Consider the following 20,707-nt stretch of genomic DNA (forward strand, 5'->3'; position numbering starts at 1 on the left):
TTGCAGCATGTGGCGGTGGCGGCCGACCCCTGGCCCGGCGCGGTCGCGGTGTGGCGGTCGGCCGACGGCGAAAGCTTCGGGCTGCACAGCGTCTTGCCCGTTCCGGCCATCCTGGGCCGCACGCTGAGCGCGCTCAGCGGTGGGCCGGTCTGGTCCTGGGACGAACGCACGCGGCTTGAGGTCGAGATTTCCTCGGGGGGCTGGCCGACGGTGACGCCCGAGGCGGCGCTTGCCGGCGAAACCGTGTTTGCGGTTCGTGGGCAGGACGGAGGCTGGGAGGTGTTGGCGGCGCGGTCGGCAGACCTGATCGGCCCCCGGCGCTACCGGCTCTCCGGGTTCCTGCGGGGATTGGGCGGCACGGAGCATTTCGCCTCCCGGACCGTCCCGGCCGGAGCCGACCTTGTCCGGCTGGACGGAGCAGTCGCGCCGCTCTCCTCCTCGCTCTCCGATCTCGGCCGGACCTGGACCTACCGCATTGGCCCGGCCGATCGGGGCCATGCCGATCCGGCCGCCATCGAGATCGCCGCGACGATCGGGGCCGGCGCCCTGAAGCCGCTCGCGCCGGTGCATCCGCGGGCGCGGCGCGTCGCGGGGGGAGTCGCGGTGTCCTGGATTCGCCGGGCGCGGCTGGACGGCGATGGCTGGGAGATGGCCGAGATCCCGCTCGGCGAGGAGGTCGAGGCCTACGAACTCGCGATCCTCGACAGCCTCGGCGGGGAGAAGCGCGCCTTCGCGACCGCCGCGCCGGCGGTCCTCTACGGCGCGGCCGACGAGCTTGCCGATTTCGGCGTGCCGCAGGCGGAGCTCACCTTGCGGATCGCACAACTCAGCCGGACAGCCGGGCGGGGGCACGAGCTCCTCCGCACGGTCCCGGTGCTTTGAACGGACCCACCATGCCCGACAGCCCGGTTCTCGGCCTGCCCCTCCTGGCGGCGGCGCAAGCCCAGAAACACGTGACCCACAACGAGGCGCTGCTCGCCCTCGATGCGCTCGTGCAATGCGCGGTGCTGGACAAGGATCTGACCGTCCCGCCTTCGGCTCCGGCTCCGGGGCAGCGCTACATCGTGCCCCCGGGCGCGTCCGGCGCCTGGGCCGGCAAGGCGGCGATGATCGCCGCCTGGCAGGACGCCTATGGCTGGCGCTTCTTCCCGCCCTCGCCGGGCTACATCGCCTTCGTGGTCAACGAGAGCCTGCTCTATCTGTTCAACGGCACCGGCTGGACCTCGCTCACCTCCGGGCTGGCGGCGATCCAGAACCTGCAGCGGCTCGGGATCGGCACGGACGCGGATGCCACGAACCCGTTTGCGGCCAAGCTCAACAAGGCGCTCTGGACGGCCCGGACGGTTGCCGAAGGAGGGGACGGCGACCTCCGCTACATGCTGAACAAGGAGACGGCCGCGGACGTCGTGTCGCTGCTGTTTCAGACCGGCTTCTCCGGCCGGCTCGAGTTCGGCCTGATCGGTTCCGACGATCCCGCCGTAAAGGTCAGCAGCGACGGAGCGGCCTGGCACACCGCCCTCGCGATCAACTCCGCGACCGGCACAGTCGACTTTCGGGCCGGCTCGACCGACATCCCCTCGGCGAGCACGACCGATCTCGGCGCCGTGCCCACGCTGAAGGTGAGGATCACCGGCACCGTTGCGATCACGTCCTTCGGATCAGGCCTGCACAAGCTGCGGCTGATCCGCTTCGCCGGGGCGCTCACCCTCACCCATGACGCCACCTCCCTGGTTCTGCCCGGAAGCGCGAACATCACCACCGCGGCTGGCGACCGGGCCCTCGCCGCCTCTGACGGCTCGGGAAATTGGACCGTGTGGGGTTACTGGCGGGCCGATGGCACCCCGCTGGCGGTGAGAAACCTGCGCACCGCGGACGGCAACGGCAACACGGCGGTCGGGCTGAACGCGCTCGTGTCCTTGACCTCGGGGACCAACAATACGGCTACAGGCGTCGGCGCCCTGAACGTCCTGACCTCCGGCTCCTACAACGCCGCGTTCGGCCGCCAGGCCCTCGCCGGTGTCACCACGGGGGGATCCAACGCGGCCTGCGGGACCTTCGCCGGCTTTGCGGTCACGACCGGGTCGAACAACGCCGCTCTCGGGTACTCCGCGCTGCCGGGCGTGACGTCCGGGGGCAACGACACGGCCGTCGGTGCGCTTTCACTCTCGGCCTGCACGACGGGCGGCTACAACACCGCGCTCGGCTACAACAGCCTGTCGGGGCTGACCACGTTCGACAACGCGACGGGGGTCGGCGCGAATGCGGCCGTGACGGGGTCGAACCAGGTCCAGCTCGGAGATTCCGCGACCACGACCTACTGCTACGGCGCGGTGCAGAACCGCTCCGACGGTCGCGACAAGGCGGACATCCGCGACACCGCGCTCGGGCTTCAGTTCCTGCTGGCGCTACGCCCCGTCGACTTCCGATGGGACCTGCGGGACGATTACCGCTCGCCCCCTCCGGCCCGGCCGGCCAGCGACGCGGCGGATGCGATGGCGGCGCATGGGCGTGAGCTCGCCGCCTGGGCGGAGGCGAACCGGCTCTCGAACATCGTCCGGGACGGTTCCAAGACGCGCATCCGGCGCCACCAGGGGCTGATCGCGCAGGAGGTGAAGGCTGCGATGCACGAGCTCGGGGTCGAGTTCGGCGGCTACCAGGACCACAGCCTCAACGGCGGCGAGGACGTCGTCAGCCTCGGCTACGAGGAGCTTGTCCCGGTCTTGATCAAGGCCGTCCAGGAACTGCACCGCCGCGAGGAGGCGATGGCAGCCGAGATCACGGCGCTCGCCGGGCGACTGGCCGCTCTGGAAGCTCAGCCGGCCGCCTGACCGGCTGCCCCGAGACATCCCGCCGCCGCCCGAGGGCGGCTTTTTCGTCCCCCGGAGACGAGCGATGAACGTTGCCGACCGCACCGTGCAATTGCTGCTGCTCGCCGCCGGGGAGACGCTTCCGGTCTACGGCGCCGATGGCCAGGCCGGCACCGAGACGCGCTCCGCCCTGGCGCGGTTCGAGGCGAAGCACGCGCCCCCGAAGCCGGCCGCTCCGGCGATCATCATCCGGCGCGCCGCGCAGGGCCGGCTCCACGACGTGGACATCTCGCACCTCGCCACCGTCCGCCTGGGCCGGATGAAGGGCGCCCCCAAGGCCATGCTCTGGCACCACACCGCCGGCCATCTCGGGCCCGAGGGGACCATTCGCGTGCTCAACGGGCGCGGCCTCGGCGTCCAGTACGTCATGGGCCGCGACGCCCGCATGTACCTGACCAACCCGGAGCTGTTCACCTGCTGGCACGCCGGCAACGTCGACAAGGCGCCGTGGAAGGGCCGCGGGCTCAGCAACGGCAACATGCTGGGCTGCGAGGTCGACGCCAAGCTGCCGGAGGACGTGACGGACGCACAGGTGGCCCGCGCGGTCGCCTTCGCGGTCGAACTCGAGAAGAACTTCCCCGGGATCCTCCATCTCGGCCACGGCGAGACCAGCCTGCGCAAGATGCCGGCCGAGGGCCTGCGCATCGCTCAGGCGATCCGGGGCCCGGATTTCCGGATCAAGCCCGAGCTGCTGGCGACCTGAGCCGGGCAGCATGGGCGGCCGGCGGCCCGGCCTCGTCGGGCCAAGCGGAGGCGACCCGCTCCTCCGCCGGGATCCCACCCTCGCCACCGCCCCTAATCCGGGGCCTCACCCCAGGGAGCCGCACCATGACGCGCGAACAGGTTTTCTCCATCCTCCGTCAGATCATGCTGGTCGGCGGCGGCAGCTTCGTGTCGCGAGGCTGGTTCGACGCCGCCACGCTGGACCAGATCGTCGGCGCCCTGCTGATCTTGGGTGGCGCCGGCTGGGCTCTCTACGAGCGGCGCGGGGCCGGCCTCGTGGCCTCCGCCGCGGCCCTGCCCGAGGTGCGGCGCATTCTCACCGAACCCGCCGTCGCGGCGCGCGCCGCCAGCAGCAAGGTCGTGGGAAGCTGAGGAGGGCGCCGTGCAGAACTTCACCGCGGAGGCGCATCTCGACCGGCTGGTGCGGGCAGATCCGGCCATCACGGCCCACATCGAGCGGGAGCTGCGCTATGGGCAGACGCGCTGGACGGAGGTCTGGCTCGCCTGCGTGATGGCGCTGTTCGGGGCAGGGCTCCTGGCCGACGGGGACACGTTCTCGGCCCCGGCCTTTCGGGTGGTCCGCTTCTTTGTCGGCGAGGATGCCGCCGGAGCCGCCGGTGTGGCGGTCGGCGCGGCCCGGCTCGGCGCGCTCTGGCGCCACGGCGGCCGCCGCCGCTCGCCGCTGGTCCGGGTGGCGGGCTGCGCGACCGGCTTCCTGTTCTACACGGGGCTCGCCCTCGGCTTCGTGCTGGCGTTCGCGGCGGTGCCGACGGGGCTCATCTGCGGCGTGCTGGCCGCGGCCGAGCTGCACGCCTCGGGCCGCTCGGCCCGGGACGCGGTGGCCTGCGACAGCCTGGGCCTCAGACAGCGGAGGCGGGTCCGTGACCAGCCACCTTCCTGAGGCGGAGGCCTGGATCAAGCTCGGGGGTGCGGCGGTCGCCGTGCTGATGGCCGTGCTGGTGCCGCTGCGGAGCTGGATCGTGGAGGACCGGCGCTACCGGGCCCAGACCCTGGAGGCGCTCGCGGGAGCCTCACGCAGCGTGCTGTCCGGGATCTCGGGGCAGAGCGCCATGCTGGCCGACACGCTCGCGCTCGCGGGGCTTGCTGAGGCCGTGAACCGGGCCGCTGCCGCGATCGAGGCGCTGATCGCGGCCGATCAAGACCGCGACAAGGACCGGCTCACCCGAGCCCTCGAGCGCTTCCTCGACCAGCACCAGGTGCCGCGCTGAGCGGGCTCCGGTGAGCCGCCTCAGCGGACGGTCCAGCCGGCCGGCCACAGCCCGTATTGCTCGGCCAGCACGACCGCCAGCACGACCGCCAGGGTCGCGGCCAGGATCACCGGCCACACCCGGCCCGGCAGCCCCCGGCTGATCAGAAACAGCACGGCCAGCATCGCCACGATGGCAACGACCTTGTCCATCGCGTGGTCCTCCTCGCATGCCGGCCCCGACCGGCGCTGCAGGTCGCGCACGGGGCGTTCACCGGCAATTCAGCCCGCCTCAGTTAGTTCGATTCGATGCGGGCCGTCCCGATCGCCACCGCCGTCGCGCTTTGCGCCTGCTTCGCGCCCGTCCCGGCTGCGGAGGCCGGACCCGTGACCGAGCTCTCGTGCCTGTCGTCGGGGGACGCGGCGGAGGCCGTGACGAGCCGGCGCGTCGTCCGGCCCGTCCAGGCGATCAGCACCGCTATGCGGGCCGTGCCGGATTCGGATGTCCTGCGAGCCGTTCTCTGCCGTGATCCTCAGGCGCTCGTATACCGGATCACCGTGTTGCGGCGTGACGGCCGCATGATGCGGGTGACGGTGGACGCGCCTTCGGGCAATGTCCTCGTCGTGCACTAACCGCGAGAGTCACCGGTGCGGCTGCTGCTGGTCGAAGACGACAAGGACCTGAACCGTCAGATCGCGGCAGCGCTGGTGGACGCCGGCTACGCCGTGGACAAGGCGTTCGACGGCGAAGAAGGGCAGTTTTTGGGCGAGACCGAGCCCTACGACGCGGTCGTGCTCGACCTCGGCCTTCCGGGCCTCGACGGCGTGTCCGTGCTGACGAACTGGCGCCGGGCCGGCCACAAGATGCCCGTGCTGATCCTGACCGCGCGTGACCGCTGGAGCGACAAGGTCCAGGGTTTCGATGCCGGCGCCGACGATTATCTCGCAAAGCCGTTTCACATGGAGGAATTGCTGGCGCGCCTGCGGGCCCTCCTGCGCCGGGCCGCCGGGCACGCGACCAGCGAATTGGTGTCCGGCTCCGTGCGGCTCGACACCCGCTCCGGGCGGGTCAGCGTCGACGGCGCCGTCGTCAAGCTCACGTCGCACGAGTACCGGCTGCTCTCCTACCTGATGCACCAGTCCGGCCGCGTGGTGTCGCGGGGCGAACTGACCGAGCATCTCTACGATCAGGATTTCGATCGGGATTCGAACACCATCGAGGTCTTCGTCGGGCGCCTGCGCAAGAAGCTCGGGGTGGACCTGATCCAGACGGTGCGTGGGCTCGGCTACCTTGTGGAGGGCGTGGGCGAGAAGGCCGGCGCGTCTGGCTGAGGTTGCGCATGCAGATTCTCGCTGGGCGGTCGATCGCGGTCCGGCTTGCGGTCTCGTCCCTGTTCTGGAGCGGTGTCGTTCTCCTCGTCGCCGGGCTGATCCTGTCGACGCTGTATCTCCGGGCGACCGAGCGGTCCTTTGACGAGCGCCTGCTCGTCTACGCAAACGACCTCGCCGCCGACCTCGTCACGCCGACCGATTCCGGCACTCGCGATGCCGGGTCGCTGGGCGACCCCCGTTTCGAGATCCCTCTCTCGGGCTGGTACTGGCAACTCGGCCGCGTCGATGCTGCGACGCGGGACCTGCGCTCCTCCCGCTCGCTCCTGGGCAACCCGCTTCCCACTCTGGCGCCTCCCGTTGCCGACCGGCCCTTTGGGGGAATCCGAAAGGAAAGCGTGGTCGGGCCGGAGGATCGCCTGCTCCGACTGATCGAGCGCGACATCGATCTCGGGGAGGATGGCCGCTTCGTGGTGCGGGTGGCCGGCCCGGCGGATGAAATCTCCAGCGCCGTCCGGCGCTTCGTCCTCGCGCTCATCCTGACCTTCCTGCTTCTCGGCGTCGGGCTCGGCGTCTCCACCCTCCTGCAGATCCGCTTCGGCCTCCGGCCGCTCAGCGACTTGCGGGGGGCGGTCTCGGCCGTGCGTCGGGGCGAGGCGGACCGGATCTCCGGCAACTACCCGGGCGACGTCGCCCCGCTGGCCGAGGAACTGAACCTGCTTCTCGAGGCCAATCGCGAGATCCTCGAACGGGCCAGAACCCAGGTTGGCAACCTGGCGCATGCGCTGAAGACGCCGCTCAGCGTGATCGTCAACGAGGCGGACGGCCCGACGGTGGAACTGTCGGTGCGAGTGCGCGAACAGGCCATGCTGATGCGCGTGCAGATCGAGCACTATCTTCAGCGTGCCCGCACGGCGGCTCTCGCCGGCACTCTCGGATCCGTGACGGATGCCGCACCCGTTATCGAGGCTCTGGCCCGCACCTTCGGCAAGATCTTCCAGGATCGCGACCTCGCCATCGAGGTGTCTGTGGCCAGCGGAGCGCGGTTCCGGGGCGAGCGCCAGGATTTCGAGGAGATGGTCGGCAACCTCGTCGACAACGCCTGCAAATGGGCGGTCTCGCGGGTGCGGATCCGAGTTGACCTGGGCGAGGACGGCGACCGCAACATCCTCCGGGTGGTGATCGAGGACGACGGGCCCGGCCTGCCCGAGGGAGCGCGTGCCGTGGCCCTCAAACGCGGCCGCCGGCTGGACGAGACGAAGCCCGGATCCGGCCTCGGCCTCTCGATCGTGGTGGAGCTCGCCGGTCACTACGGCGGCTCGCTCCGGCTCGGCTCCTCCCGGCTCGGCGGCGCCCAGGCCGAACTGGCGCTGCCTGGGCTCGGCCCCGCGTGATCAGGGCGCCACTGTGGCCACGTGCCGCTTTCGGAGGCCTCGCGGGCCGTTGTATGTCGGGACATGGCTCTCTGGATCCTGCTGGCGCTGATGACGGGGGCCGCCGTGTTGGCGGTGCTCTGGCCGTTGTCCCGCACCGCGACCTCCCGGCCGGAGCCCGAAAGCGACGTTCCGTTCTACCGCAGCCAGCTCGCGGAGATCGAACGCGATCAGGCCCGGGGCGCACTCGCCGCCGCCGAGGCCGAGGCGGCGCGGGTCGAATCCGGCCGCAGGCTGCTGCGGGCCGCGGCTGAGGCGCCGGGAACGGTCGACGCGACCTCGGAACCCGCCTTGCGGCGCCGCCGCGCTGCCTCCGCCCTGGCCCTTTCCGTGATCCCCATCATCGCGCTCGCGCTCTACGGCGGCCTCGGCTCGCCGCATCTGCCGGATCAGCCGATCTCGGCCCGGCTTGTGCCGGCCGCGATGCCCACGGACGCGGCCTCGGCGCTGATCCGCCTGGAGGATCACCTGGCGCGTCAGCCGGGCGATGCGCGCGGCTGGGATCTGGTCGCCCCCATCTATCTTCGGGCCGGGCGTTTCGCCGACGCCGCCCGCGCCTATGCCCGCGCCCGGCAGGCCGGCGGCGACACGGCGGAGCGCCTCCTCGGCGAGGGGCAGGCCCTGGTCAGCGCTGCCGAGGGCACGGTGGGCGCGGAGGCCCGCGACCGGTTCCGGCGGGCGCTGGAGCGCGACGGGGCGCTTCCGGCCGCGCGCTACTATCTGGCTCTCGGGGACGAACAGGACGGGCATTCCGAGGCGGCGCGTTCGAGCTACCGTGCGCTGCTCGCCGGAGCTCCGCCGGGCGCGCTCTGGGTGCCGCTCGTCCAGGGCCGTCTGGCCCGGCTCGACGGCGCCGCCTCTCCGCCGGCGCCCGCGCGCCCTGCGGCCCTGCCGCCCTCCGCCGTCACGCCCGAGATCGCCGCCATGGTGTCGGGGCTCGACGAGCGCTTGAAGGCGCAGGGCGGGAGCGAGGCGGAATGGACCCGTCTGGTCCGCTCCTTCATGGTGCTTGGCCAGACGCCGGAGGCGCAGGACCGTTTGTCGCGGGCCAGGACGGGCCTCGCGCGAGACCCTGCGGCTCTCGAGCGTCTGGACCGGCTTGCCGCCGAGCTCGGGCTCCGCGCCGAGGTGGCGGGGCGATGAAGCGGACCGCCGGCTGGCGCAGGAGAGGCTGCGCGGCGATCATGCTCGGTCTGGCCACGGCGGCGATGTTGGCAGGAGCTGCGGCCGCCCTCCAGGCGGACGAGATCTTGCCCGATGCCGGCCTCGAAACGCGGGCGCGGGCGATCTCGACCGAGGTGCGCTGCCTCGTCTGCCAGAACCAGTCGATCGATGATTCGGATGCGCCGCTGGCCCGGGACCTGCGCATTCTGGTTCGAGAGCGGCTGGTTGCGGGCGACAGCGACGACGCCGTCCGCGCCTTTGTGGTGCGCCGCTACGGCGAATTCGTGCTGCTGCGGCCGCCCTTCGGCGCCCATACGCTGTTGCTGTGGCTCGGTCCCGCCCTGATCCTCGGGGCGGCGGTTGTCTATCTGGCCCGCAACCCGGCCCGTCGGCGCGGCCCGGCGCCGGTCTCCGCTCCGCTCTCGGCGGAGGAACAGCGGCGCCTGCGGGCCGTGCTCGAGAGCGAACGGATCTGAGGCGTCAGGCCGCCGCCGGTGCTCCCGCCAGGGTTTCGCGCCGGGCGACGAGACCGTCGATCTCGGCCGCCGGCACTGGCCGGGAGAACAGGAAGCCCTGGAGCTGGTGACAGCCCAGGGCCTGCAGGAACCGGTGCTGCTCGGGCGTCTCCACCCCCTCGGCCGTGACGGTGAGGCCGAGAGCGCGTCCGAGATGAACCATGGAATGGACCAGGATCGCCGACTCGCCGGTCGCTTCCATGCTCTCCAGGAAGGACCGGTCGATCTTGATCTTGTCGAAGGCGAAGCGCCGCAGGTAGATCAAGCTCGAGTAGCCTGTGCCGAAATCATCGAGCGCCAGGTGAATGCCGAGCGCCCGAAGCTCCATCATGGCGCTCTCGGCCGCGTCGGCGTCCTCGACGACCACGCCTTCGGTGAGTTCGAGTTCGAGCCGGCCCGGCTCGAGCCCGGTTTCCTCCAGCAGGTTCACGACCTTGCCGACGAAGTCGCGGTGCCTGAACTGCACCGCCGACACATTCACGGCGATGCGCAGGCCGGGCCAGCGCCTGCCATCCGTGCAGGCTTGGCGCAGCACCCACTCGCCGAGAGGGATGACCAGACCGCGCTCCTCGGCGATCGGAATGAATTCGGCCGGGGAGATCATGCCGCGGGTCGGATGGGGCCAGCGCACCAGCGCTTCGACGCCCACGACGGTGACTCCATCTGACGAGAACAGCGGCTGGTAGTGGAGCACGAGTTCGTTGCAGGAGATGGCGCGGCGGAGGTCCTCCTCCACCATCTTCCGCATGCGGATGGTCTCGTCCATCCGGCTCTGAAAGAAGCTGTATCGATTCCGTCCCGAGCCCTTGGCCTGATACAGCGCCGTGTCGGCGAGCCGCATCAGCGTTTCCCGGTCGGCCCCATTGTCGGGCGCGAGCGCGATCCCGATCGAGGCCCCGATGATCACCTGGGTCTCGGCCAGCGCAAAGGGCTGCGTCAGGCTGTCGAGAATGCGCTTTGCGAGCGCTCCCGCCTCGTCGCGACTGCGGATCCCCGTCTGAATGATGGCGAATTCGTCGCCGCCGAAACGGGCCGTCGTGTCTCCGACCCGGACGAGACTGACGAGCCGCTGGGCGACGAGCTGGATCAGATCGTCCCCGACCTGGTGGCCGTAGGTGTCGTTGACGTCCTTGAAGCGGTCGAGGTCGATGAACAGAACGGCGAGGCGCTGCTCGGCCCGTGGGAGGCGGTGCAGCTCCTTGTCCAGCCGCTCGCTGAACAGGAGCCGGTTGGCCAGCCCAGACAGCGGGTCGCGGCCGATCAGGTTGCGCGAGTGGGCCTCGGTCGCGGCGAGGTCCCGGGCGATGTAGTGCAGGTACCCGGCCACCACCCCGAACAGCACGACGGCCACGAACAGGCCGGCTAGGGTGAGGGGCACGAGCCGCTGCCGCATGAGGTCGCCGGGCCGGCTCGACACCCACGTCATGTAGGCGGCCACCTCGCCCCTGACGTTCCGAAGAGGCACCGCCGCGTTCAGGTCACCGGGCGGCTCGGTGGTGATGGTGAACTGGTCCAGCTCATGGAAGGCGGCGATCCTTCGGAGATCGTCCGTGACGAGCCGCTCATGCGCGACGAGAATTGCGGGTTGGTCGGAGCCACCGGAGGTGATCCTGACCGGCACGGCGAAGGCCGCGTAGGGATCGGTGCCGTCGAAGAGAACGCTCGTGACCACGGCGTCCCGAGTCCTGCCCGCCCCGGTTGGCGAGCTGGTGGAGGCGAGTGCTCCCCGCACCACGGGTTCGATGCGTTGGCGCAGCTTGACGGCGCTCTCGGGCGAGATCGGGACCCCGTCCACCGCTCCGGCGAGGGGCCGCCATTCCGGAGTGATCAGGGCGACACTGCCGAGATCTCGCAGCGACAGGATCTGCTCGTTGAACCGCGAGCCCTGGCCGTGGACGGGCGAGGCTGCGTCCAGCCCGTCGAACACGGCCGGCACGGCTGCCAGGTCGAGGAGCCGCGTCACCAGCTGCGAGAGGCTTTGCTCCATGGCGGCGTTAAGCTGGGCGCGCTGGCGTTCAACCGCCATCTCGTTCACGCTGTCGCTCGTCCACAGGATGGTCGAGAACACGATCCACAGCGTGGACCCGAACAGCACCGCGGTCGGCCACAGCAGGCGGGACAGCAACACGGTATGGGAGCGGCCCGGAGAGGCAGCGAGGCTCAGCATTCTGTCGGACCGATCCGTGTGCCCGAGACCCTCGCATTCAGGGGTTTAGAAGGCGTTTCGTGAACGCGCTCCAGGTGGTCCGGGCGGGCCCCCGTAGGGCGGGGCCGGGATGGCCATGTGAGCGGCCCTCAACGCGGTCGACCAGCGCTCGCGCAAGTCGTGGAAATAGGGTTCCCCGACCTCGATGCGGTGGACGAGTTCCGGCCGGATCACATCCCGCCGCACGACCGCGATGTCGATCGGCAGCCCGACGCTGAGGTTCGACCGCATGGTCGAGTCCATCGAGATCAGGGCGATCTTCAGGGCGTCGTAGAGATCGGTGCCGTGGTAGACGGCCCGATCCAGAATGGGCTTGCCGTATTTGTGCTCGCCGATCTGCAGGAAGGGCGCGTCCTGGCTGCACTCGATGAAATTGCCGGCCGAGTAGATCATATAGAGGCGCATCGGTCCGCCCTGGATCTGCCCCCCGAACAGGAACGAGCAGTCGAATCTCACGTCGGCCTCCTCCAGGGCAGGACCGTCGGTCCTGCGCACGTGGCGGATGGCCCGCCCGATGAGCTGGGCGGCCCTGAACATGGTCGGGGCCTTGTGGATCGTCTCGACATCCCCGGTATCCGGGTTCTCGACCCCTTCCGTCACCAGGCTGATCACCGCCTGCGACACGGACAGGTTCCCGGCGGAGGCGAGCGCCAGCACGCGATCGCCCTCCGCCTTGAACAGGTGGAGCTTGCGATAGGTGGAGATGTTGTCCAGTCCGGCATTGGTGCGCGTGTCGGCGATCATGACGAGCCCGGATTGCACGAGCACGGCGGTGCAGTAGGTCAACGGGGGCCTCCCAGGCCTGACGTCTCAGCTCTGCGACTGGCTCTGCCCCTGGCGACGCGCAATGTCCACGCGCAGCCGCACCTCCAGGACCTCGTTGCCGCCCCCCCGTCGGCTTCCGCGCACCGGGGCCGCCCCATGATAATCGAGACCGATCGCCACCCTGACATGGGCCTCGGTCGTGCAGATCACGTTGGTCGGATCGAACCCCACCCAGCCGAGGCCCGGCACGAGCGATTCCGCCCAGGCGTGACCGGCCACCTGCTCCACCACGCCGTCGTCCCGGCGAAAGTAGCCCGAGACGTAGCGCGACGGGATGCCGAGATGGCGGGCGGCCGCCAGAAAGACGTGCGTGAGGTCCTGGCACACGCCGCGGCGAAGCGCGAAAGCCTCGTCCGCCGTGGTGCCGCTATCGGTCGGCTCGACATCGAAACGGACCCTCTCCGCGGTCGCGAACATCAGCCGATGGAGCGTCGCCAAGGTGCTCCCGCCCGGATCCGCGACGCTGGCCGCGAAGGCGCGGATCGGGTCGGTGGCCGCGCTCAATTCCGTCTCGCGCAGGAAACAGGCGTCGGGCACGAGTTCGGCCGCGTTGCGGATCACGCCCGCCGTGTCCACCGTCTCAACCTCGCCCTCGGCCGCCAGTGTCAGCTCGCGCAGCGGGGTGTCGGCCGAGAACACGTGGACCACGTTGCCGAAGTGATCGTAGGTGGTGGCGAGCCGCCCCTCGTCGCTCGGCTCGATGCGCCAGCACACGACGTGCTGGCCGTCGTGATCCCGGGGGGTGAGTCGGAGGTATTGGAGAACAGACCTTGCCGGCTCCGTGTAGCTATACCGGGTCTGGTGCAGAACAGAAATGCGCATGGAAGGATCAGCTCAGGTACTGTTCGCCGATCGCCGTCCCCAGCCGGTTGTTGTCATTAATGAACTCTCCGATGAAGGTGGGGACGCCGCTCGCGAAGACATCTTCGATCGTGGCCCCGGACAGGCGGGCCCGCTGCGTGGCGGCGATGCGCTGGGAGGGCCCCCGACGGCCATAGGCGTCGGCAATGAGGTCCAGGTGACGGACCAGGATCTCGTAGCAATTCGCCAGCGAGCGCGGCATCTGCCGGTTCAGGATCAGAAGGTCGGCCACGAGCATGGGTTTGATGCTCTGGCGATAGACCCAGTGATAGGCGGTCAGGGCTGAGACCTCCCGCAGGATCGTGGTCCACTGAAAGTAGTCGAGGCTGCCGCCGATGCCGTCCGTTTCGGGCAGCAGCAGGTGGCATTTGACGTCCAGGATGCGGGCGGTGTTGTCGGCCCGCTCCAGCGCGTTGCCGAGGCGAGTGAACCAGAACGCATCGTTGCGCAGCATGGTCCGGTAGGCCGAGCCGTCGAAGGTCAGGGCCACGCGCTTCACCCAGTCCAGAAACCGGGAGAAGTCCTGTGAGCTCATGGCCGTGTCGAAGCTCTTCAGCTCGAGCCAGGCGCTGTTCAGGGCGTCCCACATCTCCGACGTCAGCGCGGTCCGGACGGAGCGGGCGTTTTCGCGGGCCACCTCGAGGCAACTGCGGATGGAGGACGGGTTGACGGGGCTGAAGGCCAGGAAATCCCGGACGGTGTCCTCGTTGGCCTGGCTGTAGAGGCTGCGGAACAGGGTGAGGTCGCCGGCCGAGTCGACGGCGCTTTCCCATTCGTTCCGCTCGCCGAGATAGGCATGCGGCAGCGCCGTGAGCCGGACGGTGGCCTCGAGCGTGCGGGCGATGAAGTCGGCGCGCTCGGTGTAGCGGGCGACCCAGAAGAGGCTGTCTGCGGTGCGGGAAAGCATCGGATCCGACGTGGAAGGGAGCAGACGATCGGGCCGCCGGCGTCAGACGCCGTCCAGAACCCAGGTATCCTTGGTGCCGCCACCCTGGCTCGAATTGACGACCAGAGAGCCCTCTTTCAGGGCGACCCGGGTGAGGCCGCCCGGCACGATCTGGATCTCGTCCGCGCCGGTGAGAACGAAGGGCCGAAGATCCACGTGCCGCGGCGCAACGCCGGAGGCCACGAAGGTCGGGCAGGTCGAGAGCGCCAGCGTCGGCTGCGCGATGAAGCCCTCCGGCGAATGCTTGATCTTGCGGCCGAATTCGTCGATCTCGCGCCGGGTTGCCTGCGGGCCCACCAGCATGCCGTAGCCCCCGGAGCCCGACACCTCCTTGACGACCAGCTCGGGCAGGCGGTCGAGAACGTGCGCCAGATGGTCGGGCTCGCGGCAGCGCCACGTCGGCACATTGCGCAGGATCGGCTCCTCCCCCGTGAAGAACCTGACGATCTCCGGCATGTAGGTGTAGACGGCCTTGTCGTCCGAGATGCCGGTGCCGACCGCGTTGGCCAGGGTGACGTTGCCGGCCAGATAGGCCGCCATCAAGCCCGGAACGCCCAGAGCCGAATCGGGGCGGAAAATCAGCGGATCGAGATACTCGTCGTCGATGCGCCGGTAGAGCACGTCCACCCGGGTCGGACCCTCGGTAGTCCGCATATAGACGACCTCGTCCTTGACGAAGAGGTCGGTCGCTTCGACGAGTTCCACGCCGAGCTTGTCGGCCAGAAACGAGTGTTCGTAATAGGCGGAGTTGAAGCGCCCGGGCGTCAGCAGCGCCACCACGGGGTGGCCGCCGCGCCCCTCCGGCGCCACGGACCGCAGCGCCGCCAGCAGGGCATCCGGGTAATTCTCGACGGGGGCCACGCGGTGGTTTGCGAAGAGCTCGGGAAACAGCCGCATCATGGCTTCGCGGTTCTCCAGCATGTAGGAGACCCCCGACGGCGTGCGGGCATTGTCCTCGAGCACATAAAACTCGTCTTCTGCCACGCGCACGACGTCAATGCCGGCGATGTGCACGTAGACGTTGTGCGGAACCCGGACACCCATCATCTCGAGCCGGAATTGCGGATTGCGATGGATGAGTTCCGCCGGCACGATCCCGGCCCTGATGCAGTCCTGCGGGCCATAGATGTCCGCCAGAAAGGCATTCAGGGCGGTGACGCGCTGCTTTAATCCGCGCTCCAACAGCCCCCATTCCGATTTCAGGAGGACGCGCGGGATCACGTCGAAGGGGATCAGCCGTTCCGAGGCTTCATTGTCCCCATAGACGGCGAAGGTGATGCCGACGCGGCGGAAGAACAGCTCGGCCTGGCTGCGCCGCGCGTCGAAGATCTCCCCGGGCGTCTCGTCCAGCCACGTGCGAAGGCGGGCATAGGGCGGACGGACGGCGCCGGGTCCGCCATTCTTGTGCCCGTCCATCTCGTCGAAAGCGGTATCGGCCATGCGTCGTCCGTGGGCTCGAGCGGACTCTAGAGGCAAGTTGTATTCCAATGGAAGCCGTCGCCATCGGACGGGACGGCTTATATCAAGCGCAAACCCTTGAGGCTCGCGTGACCTTCGCGGGCCACGATGATGTGGTCGTGCACGCTGATGCCGAGAGGCTTGGCGATCTCCACAATCTCCTTCGTCATACGGATGTCCGCGCTGGAGGGCGTAGGGTCGCCGGAGGGGTGATTGTGGACCAGGATCACCGCCGTGGCGGAAAGTTCGAGAGCGCGCTTCACGACCTCGCGCGGATAGACCGGCGTGTGATCCACGGTGCCGGTCTGCTGCAGCTCGTCAGCGATGAGGAGGTTGCGTCTGTCCAGAAACAGGAGCCGAAACTGCTCCGTCTCGGCGAAGGCCATGGTGGTGCGGCAGTATTCCAACACCGCGCTCCAGGACGACAGGACCGGCCGCCGGGCAACGGCGCCGCGGGCGAGCCGGCGTGCCGCGGCCTCTGCGATCTTGAGATCGGTGATCACGCTCTCGCCGAGCCCACTGACCTGGCGGAGCCGCGTCGGCGAGGCGGCCAGGACCTCGGCGAACGACCCGAAGCGAGCGATCAGGTCCTTGGCCAGCGGCTTCACGTCGCGGCGCGGGATGGACCGGAACAGCAGCAGTTCAAGCAGCTCGTAATCCGGAAGGGCGTCGCCCCCGGCCTCCTCGAACCGGGCCCGTAAACGGTCGCGGTGGCCGTGATAGTGGGGGTGCGCGTCGTCCGTGGACATGGAGGGCTGCGCCGCCGGGACCGTGTCAGGCCGCCAGGTTGTACGGCGGCTTGTGATAGCCCTTGGCCGAATAGGTGAACACCTCGACCCCGGTTTCGGTCACGCCGACCGTATGCTCGAACTGAGCCGACAGGGAGCGATCGCGGGTCACGGCTGTCCAGCCATCCGCCAGCACCTTCACCTGTGGCCGCCCCAGATTGATCATCGGCTCGATCGTGAACAGCATGCCGGGCCGCAGCGGCACGGCATAGCTCGGCTCGACATAATGCAGGATCGTCGGCGCGTCGTGAAACACGCGGCCGAGCCCGTGGCCGCAGAAGTCCCGCACCACCGAGCAGCGCTCGGCTTCGGCCAGCGACTGGATGGCTCCGCCGACGGCGTTCGTTGTCCGGCCGGGCGCGACCGCCGCAATGCCGCGCTCCAGGCATTCGTAGGTGATGTCGCACAGTCGGGCGGCGCGCCGGGGCACTTCGCCGACGAAATACATGCGGCTCGAATCGCCGTGCCACCCATCGACGATCAGCGTCACGTCGATGTTGAGGATGTCGCCTTCCCGCAGCGGCTTGTCGTTCGGCATCCCGTGGCAGACCACGTGATTGACGGACGTGCAGATGGAATGCGGGTAGCCGCGGTACAGCAGCGTCGCCGAATAGGCGCCGTGGTCGTGGGCGAAGGTTGCCACCAGCCGATCCAGCGCCTGGGTGGTCACCCCCGGCCGCACATGTTCGACCAGGAGGTCCAACGCATCCGCCGTGAGGCGCCCAGCGCGCCGCATGCCCGCAAAGGCCTCCGGCCCGTGCAGCGGCGCCTCGAACTCGCGCGGGTCTTCAGCTCTCGTCTTCTGCAGCTGAGTCATAGCGACGGCCGACGCATCTCGGCGGCTTCTCCTCTCGCCCTCGGGTCCGACCGGCGGGCCCCAGGGTTGCGACCGATGGTGAGCGATGCGAAGAGCGCTCCCTGACGCGATGTGGCAGGACTGGACGCCCGACACAAGGCATGGACGAGGCAGAGCCCTTCGGCACCTACGCGCCCAGCGGTTTCGTACGCTGGGCGGTCAACTTGACGCGGTCGTTTCCGGATACATGGCTGGCGCGCCGCGCCGTGATCGCCATCCGGCGGCTCGTTGTCGCGCGCCTGGGGGGCGCGCCTGTGGACGTCGAGGCGCTTGGCGCCCGCATGCGGGTGAGGCCGTACAACAACGTGTGCGAGAAGCGCATGCTGTTCACGCCCCAGACCTTCGACCCCCGGGAATTGGAGATCCTGTCCGGCCGCTTGAGGGAGGGTTTCACCTTCATCGATATCGGCGCGAATGTGGGCGCCTATTCGCTCTTCGTGGCGGCCCGCGCCGGTCCGTCGGCGCGGGTGCTGGCGGTTGAGCCACAGCCCGGCATCTTCGACCGGCTGGTCGACAACATTCGCCTGAACAGCTTCGCCAACATCAAGGCCATCGCCTGTGCCATTGCGGACAAGACGGGCGAGCTGACGTTGTTCATCGACGCCAACAACAGCGGCGAGTCGAGCGTGAAGATCGTGGCGGCCGGAGGCGCCGAGCCGGTCCGCGTCCCGGGCAGGACGCTGCTGGATCTGGTCCTCGACGAGGGATTTTCCCGGATCGACGCGGTGAAGCTCGACGTCGAGGGAGCTGAGGACATCGTCCTCGGACCCTATCTGGCCGAAGCCCCGGAAGGCTTGCTGCCGTCGCTCCTGATCATGGAGAATGGCGCGGAGCAGTGGCAGGTCGACCTGCCGCGTCTTCTGATCCGGCGCGGCTATCGGCAGATCGCCAGCACCCGGCTCAATCTCGTGTTCGAGCGCGTGTCCGCCTCCGCGCCGGACGCGCCGGGAGAAGCCGCATGACCAGCCCGATCGTGTCCGCCGCCCTTCTGGTCATCGGCGATGAAATCCTGTCCGGGCGCACCAAGGACAAGAACATCGGCTATGTCGCCGAGTACCTGACCGGCCTGGGCATCGACCTGCGCGAGGTGCGGGTCGTCCCCGATGTCGAGTCCGAGATCGTGGCCGCGGTGAATGCGCTGCGTATCCGCTACGACTACCTGTTCACGACGGGGGGCATCGGCCCCACCCATGACGACATCACGGCCGACTGCGTGGCGAAGGCCTTCGGCGTCCCGATCGACGTCAATCCGCGCGCCGTCGAGATGCTGCTGCAGCGGATCAAGCGCGACGACCTGAACGAGGCGCGCCTGCGAATGGCCCGGATCCCGCAAGGCGCCGAACTGATCGAGAACCCGATCTCGCGGGCGCCGGGCTTTCGGCTCGGCAACGTGGTTGTGATGGCGGGCGTGCCGGCCATCATGCAGGCCATGCTCGACAACGTGGTGCCCGGCCTGGTGAAGGGCGTGCCGGTGACGGCCGAAACGATCGACGCGGCGGGGCTGCCGGAGGGGCTCTACGCGGCCGGTCTCGGCCAGATCGCGGCCGCCTTTCCGGCGCTCTCGATCGGCTCGTATCCGTCCTATTCGCCGGCCGGCTTCACGAACCAGATCATCGTCCGCGGTCGCGACCTGCCCCTCCTCAAAGAGGCCGTAAGCCGCATCCAGCGGATGCTGGCCGGGCTGAGGACCGACCGCCCGCTTTGAAATCCCCCGTTGTCGCGCCTACATAGCAACGCGCAGGCCACGTGCGGGCCGGGATGGACATCATGGCGGGATTCAAGGTCGTCTCCCTTACCGAAGCCGCTGCTGAGCGCGTTCGCAGCATCATGGCTCGGGCGGAGAGGCCCATCGCGGGCGTGCGCGTCGGCGTGAAAAACGGCGGCTGCGCCGGAATGTCCTACACGATGGAATATGCGGAGGAGATCCGGCCCCATGACGAGGTGGTGGAGGATCGCGGCGTGAAGATTCTGATCGACCCGAAGGCCGTTCTGTTCCTCCTCGGGACCGAGATGGATTTCGAGACGAGCCGGATGTCGTCAGGCTTCACCTTCCGCAATCCGAACCAGACCTCGGCCTGCGGCTGCGGCGAGTCGGTGGCGATCACGCCGGCCAAGCCCGACCTGCTCTCGCCGCGGCCCTGAGGCGTCAGGCCGCTTCGGGGATTGCGGGATCCTCGTCCACGACCGTCCGGTTGCGGCCGCTGCGCTTGGCCCGATACATGGCCCGGTCTGCACGGTCGAGGAACGACGTAGCGGTCTCGCCCGGGGAGAGGACCGCGATCCCGAGCGAGACGGTGATTCGGCCGAGCGACTCGCCCGTGGCGCGCTTGAGCAGCTCGCGGGCCATCACGTTGAGCCTGATCTTTTCGGCGCAGCCATAGGCGTGGTCGCGTCCGATGCCGGGCAGGACCATGCCGAATTCCTCGCCGCCGAACCGGGCGAGGGTGCAGGTCGGATCCACGTGTTCCCGCATGGCCGCCCCGACCAGCCGCAGCACCTGGTCGCCGGTGAGGTGGCCATAGAGGTCGTTGAAGCGCTTGAATTCGTCGATGTCGATGACGACGAGGGTCAAGGCGGAGCCGTCCGCCCGCGCGGCCGCGACGCTCGCCGTCAGCGTCACCTCAAAATGCTTGCGGTTGAAGAGGCCCGTGAGCGCGTCTGTCAGGCTCTCCTGCCGAACGTCGTCCAGAAGCTTGCGCAGGCTGTCGATCTCGCCCCGTGAGTCCTTCAGACGGGCCTCGAGCGAACGGTTGCTGTCCGCCACCTCCCGGGTGGCCTCGACCAGTGACTCGATCACCCCTCGTAGCCGGCCTCCCTCGAGCGGCCCAGCGAGAGAGCCCGAGAGAGCCTCCAACGACGCGCCAAACTGGGCGGTGGACCCGGCCGCGGCGTCGATCTGGCTCATCACCTCGTCCATCTCGAGGACGAGCTCGGACCCGGCGCGTAAGGCCTGGAGCGCCACCCGACCCTCGGACAGATGCTCCTCGTAGATCCGGTCGATCTCGGCCGCGCCGAGCTTGTCCTGGAGCCCGAGGAGGGACTTCACCGCGTCGTTCAGAGCGGGCTTCAGGCCCGTGACATAGGTGTACCAGAGCTCATAGGCTCGGGGCGACGCGCAGTGTGAGTAGGCGCGCATCAGGTCGGTCGCACGTTCTCCGATCGACAGCGTTCGATCGACGGCGTGCATCACGAAGGCCCTCACAACGTCCAGGCTCAGCCGTCTGCGTGGACATCCGGCGAAGCTTTACCTAAGCAGACTGCCCCATTCAGCGAAACAATGAGTTAAAGCGAGAATAACCGGGGCTAGTCTTCCAGTTTCGTCTTGGGCTTGCGCAGCAGGAAGGCCGGCACGTGATCTCCGAGGCCGACCACGGAGGGATCGGACTCGGGCGCGCCGCCGCGCGTGCGGCGGGGCGCCTCGCGCACCATCGAAGCCGCCGGCCGCGGCTGCGGCTGCGCCTCGCGGGGGATGGAAGCCGCTGGCCGGGGCTGCGCGGGCTCGCTGCGTCGGGGGCGGGCGAGCGGCGGA

At 69.3% G+C, this 20,707-nt stretch carries 22 protein-coding genes and 2 pseudogenes; 14 read left to right on the forward strand and 10 right to left on the reverse strand.

Going from position 1 to position 20,707, the window contains the following annotated elements; translation table 11 throughout:
* The 6 genes and pseudogenes from JWR86_RS05770 to JWR86_RS05795 all read left to right on the forward strand — a co-directional run.
* Positions 1-882: pseudogene (locus JWR86_RS05770) on the forward strand (hypothetical protein); the annotation flags it as partial.
* An 11-nt stretch (positions 883-893) separates the two neighbouring features.
* On the forward strand, positions 894-2,828 hold the full coding sequence (locus JWR86_RS05775; protein ID WP_299562015.1) for a DUF2793 domain-containing protein: 1,935 nt from the start codon (positions 894-896) through the stop codon (positions 2,826-2,828).
* 64 nt (positions 2,829-2,892) lie between these two features.
* Positions 2,893-3,570 (forward strand): N-acetylmuramoyl-L-alanine amidase, encoded by a 678-nt coding sequence (locus JWR86_RS05780; RefSeq protein WP_299562018.1) that lies wholly within the window; start codon positions 2,893-2,895, stop codon positions 3,568-3,570.
* A gap of 125 nt (positions 3,571-3,695) precedes the next feature.
* Entirely contained in the window at positions 3,696-3,962 is a 267-nt protein-coding gene (locus JWR86_RS05785; protein ID WP_299562021.1) for a hypothetical protein, read from the forward strand.
* Between the two features lie 10 nt (positions 3,963-3,972).
* Positions 3,973-4,491 carry a hypothetical protein gene (locus JWR86_RS05790; RefSeq protein WP_299562024.1) on the forward strand — a complete coding sequence of 173 codons (519 nt, stop codon included), beginning with the start codon at positions 3,973-3,975 and terminating at the stop codon, positions 4,489-4,491.
* A complete protein-coding gene (locus JWR86_RS05795) occupies positions 4,472-4,819 on the forward strand; it encodes a hypothetical protein (RefSeq protein WP_299562027.1) in 348 nt (115 codons plus the stop codon). Before JWR86_RS05790 ends, JWR86_RS05795 begins: the two co-directional genes overlap by 20 nt.
* A 20-nt stretch (positions 4,820-4,839) precedes the next feature.
* Here the strand turns inward: JWR86_RS05795 and JWR86_RS05800 are convergent, their stop codons facing one another.
* Complete coding sequence (locus tag JWR86_RS05800; RefSeq protein WP_299562030.1) at positions 4,840-5,010, reverse strand: hypothetical protein; 171 nt, start codon at positions 5,008-5,010, stop codon at positions 4,840-4,842.
* Between the two features lie 174 nt (positions 5,011-5,184).
* Here JWR86_RS05800 and JWR86_RS05805 point away from each other — a divergent pair, with 174 nt between their 5' ends.
* The 5 genes from JWR86_RS05805 (at position 5,185) to JWR86_RS05825 (ending at position 9,199) form a co-directional block, all read left to right on the forward strand.
* Positions 5,185-5,430, forward strand: a complete 246-nt coding sequence (locus tag JWR86_RS05805; protein ID WP_299562032.1) for a PepSY domain-containing protein — start codon at positions 5,185-5,187, stop codon at positions 5,428-5,430.
* Between the two features lie 15 nt (positions 5,431-5,445).
* Positions 5,446-6,129 carry a response regulator transcription factor gene (locus JWR86_RS05810; RefSeq protein WP_299562035.1) on the forward strand — a complete coding sequence of 228 codons (684 nt, stop codon included), beginning with the start codon at positions 5,446-5,448 and terminating at the stop codon, positions 6,127-6,129.
* A gap of 8 nt (positions 6,130-6,137) precedes the next feature.
* Positions 6,138-7,520 carry a sensor histidine kinase gene (locus tag JWR86_RS05815; protein WP_299562038.1) on the forward strand — a complete coding sequence of 461 codons (1,383 nt, stop codon included), beginning with the start codon at positions 6,138-6,140 and terminating at the stop codon, positions 7,518-7,520.
* A gap of 63 nt (positions 7,521-7,583) precedes the next feature.
* Positions 7,584-8,702 carry a c-type cytochrome biogenesis protein CcmI gene (gene ccmI / locus JWR86_RS05820; RefSeq protein ID WP_299562041.1) on the forward strand — a complete coding sequence of 373 codons (1,119 nt, stop codon included), beginning with the start codon at positions 7,584-7,586 and terminating at the stop codon, positions 8,700-8,702.
* 41 nt (positions 8,703-8,743) lie between these two features.
* Entirely contained in the window at positions 8,744-9,199 is a 456-nt protein-coding gene (locus tag JWR86_RS05825; protein ID WP_299562077.1) for a cytochrome c-type biogenesis protein, read from the forward strand.
* 4 nt (positions 9,200-9,203) lie between these two features.
* On the opposite strand, the gene JWR86_RS05830 is transcribed toward JWR86_RS05825, so the two are convergent.
* The 7 genes from JWR86_RS05830 to map form a co-directional block, all read right to left on the reverse strand.
* Positions 9,204-11,405 (reverse strand): EAL domain-containing protein, encoded by a 2,202-nt coding sequence (locus tag JWR86_RS05830; RefSeq protein ID WP_299562044.1) that lies wholly within the window; start codon positions 11,403-11,405, stop codon positions 9,204-9,206.
* A 45-nt stretch (positions 11,406-11,450) separates the two neighbouring features.
* Positions 11,451-12,230, reverse strand: coding sequence for a peptidase (locus JWR86_RS05835; RefSeq protein ID WP_299562047.1), 780 nt, complete (start codon positions 12,228-12,230; stop codon positions 11,451-11,453).
* A 24-nt stretch (positions 12,231-12,254) separates the two neighbouring features.
* Positions 12,255-13,091: a transglutaminase family protein gene (locus JWR86_RS05840; RefSeq protein WP_299562050.1), complete on the reverse strand. Its 837-nt coding sequence runs from the start codon at positions 13,089-13,091 to the stop codon at positions 12,255-12,257.
* Positions 13,092-13,098: 7 nt separating this feature from the next.
* Positions 13,099-14,037: an alpha-E domain-containing protein gene (locus tag JWR86_RS05845; RefSeq protein WP_299562053.1), complete on the reverse strand. Its 939-nt coding sequence runs from the start codon at positions 14,035-14,037 to the stop codon at positions 13,099-13,101.
* A 42-nt stretch (positions 14,038-14,079) separates the two neighbouring features.
* Positions 14,080-15,516, reverse strand: a complete 1,437-nt coding sequence (locus JWR86_RS05850) for a circularly permuted type 2 ATP-grasp protein (RefSeq protein ID WP_299562056.1) — start codon at positions 15,514-15,516, stop codon at positions 14,080-14,082.
* A gap of 77 nt (positions 15,517-15,593) precedes the next feature.
* Positions 15,594-16,283: a DNA repair protein RadC gene (gene radC / locus JWR86_RS05855; RefSeq protein WP_299562059.1), complete on the reverse strand. Its 690-nt coding sequence runs from the start codon at positions 16,281-16,283 to the stop codon at positions 15,594-15,596.
* Positions 16,284-16,308: 25 nt separating this feature from the next.
* On the reverse strand, positions 16,309-17,139 hold the full coding sequence (gene map, locus JWR86_RS05860; RefSeq protein ID WP_299562062.1) for a type I methionyl aminopeptidase: 831 nt from the start codon (positions 17,137-17,139) through the stop codon (positions 16,309-16,311).
* Positions 17,140-17,279: 140 nt separating this feature from the next.
* On the opposite strand from map, the gene JWR86_RS05865 reads away from it, so the two are divergent.
* The 3 genes from JWR86_RS05865 to JWR86_RS05875 all read left to right on the forward strand — a co-directional run bounded on the left by JWR86_RS05865 (position 17,280) and on the right by JWR86_RS05875 (position 19,320).
* The gene (locus JWR86_RS05865) at positions 17,280-18,140 is read left to right on the forward strand and encodes an FkbM family methyltransferase (protein ID WP_299562065.1); all 861 of its coding nucleotides are present in this window, start codon (positions 17,280-17,282) and stop codon (positions 18,138-18,140) included.
* On the forward strand, positions 18,137-18,883 hold the full coding sequence (locus tag JWR86_RS05870) for a molybdopterin-binding protein (RefSeq protein ID WP_299562068.1): 747 nt from the start codon (positions 18,137-18,139) through the stop codon (positions 18,881-18,883). The genes JWR86_RS05865 and JWR86_RS05870 overlap by 4 nt, the downstream gene beginning before the upstream one ends.
* A 62-nt stretch (positions 18,884-18,945) precedes the next feature.
* Entirely contained in the window at positions 18,946-19,320 is a 375-nt protein-coding gene (locus JWR86_RS05875; RefSeq protein ID WP_299562071.1) for an iron-sulfur cluster assembly accessory protein, read from the forward strand.
* Positions 19,321-19,324: 4 nt separating this feature from the next.
* Here the strand turns inward: JWR86_RS05875 and JWR86_RS05880 are convergent, their stop codons facing one another.
* Together JWR86_RS05880 and JWR86_RS05885 are read right to left on the reverse strand one after the other, a co-directional pair.
* Entirely contained in the window at positions 19,325-20,365 is a 1,041-nt protein-coding gene (locus JWR86_RS05880) for a GGDEF domain-containing protein (RefSeq protein WP_299562074.1), read from the reverse strand.
* Between the two features lie 116 nt (positions 20,366-20,481).
* Positions 20,482-20,707, reverse strand: a pseudogene (locus JWR86_RS05885) (DEAD/DEAH box helicase); the annotation flags it as partial.

It is taken from the genome of Enterovirga sp. (genome assembly GCF_028290205.1).
Taxonomy (GTDB): Bacteria; Pseudomonadota; Alphaproteobacteria; order Rhizobiales; family Beijerinckiaceae; genus Enterovirga.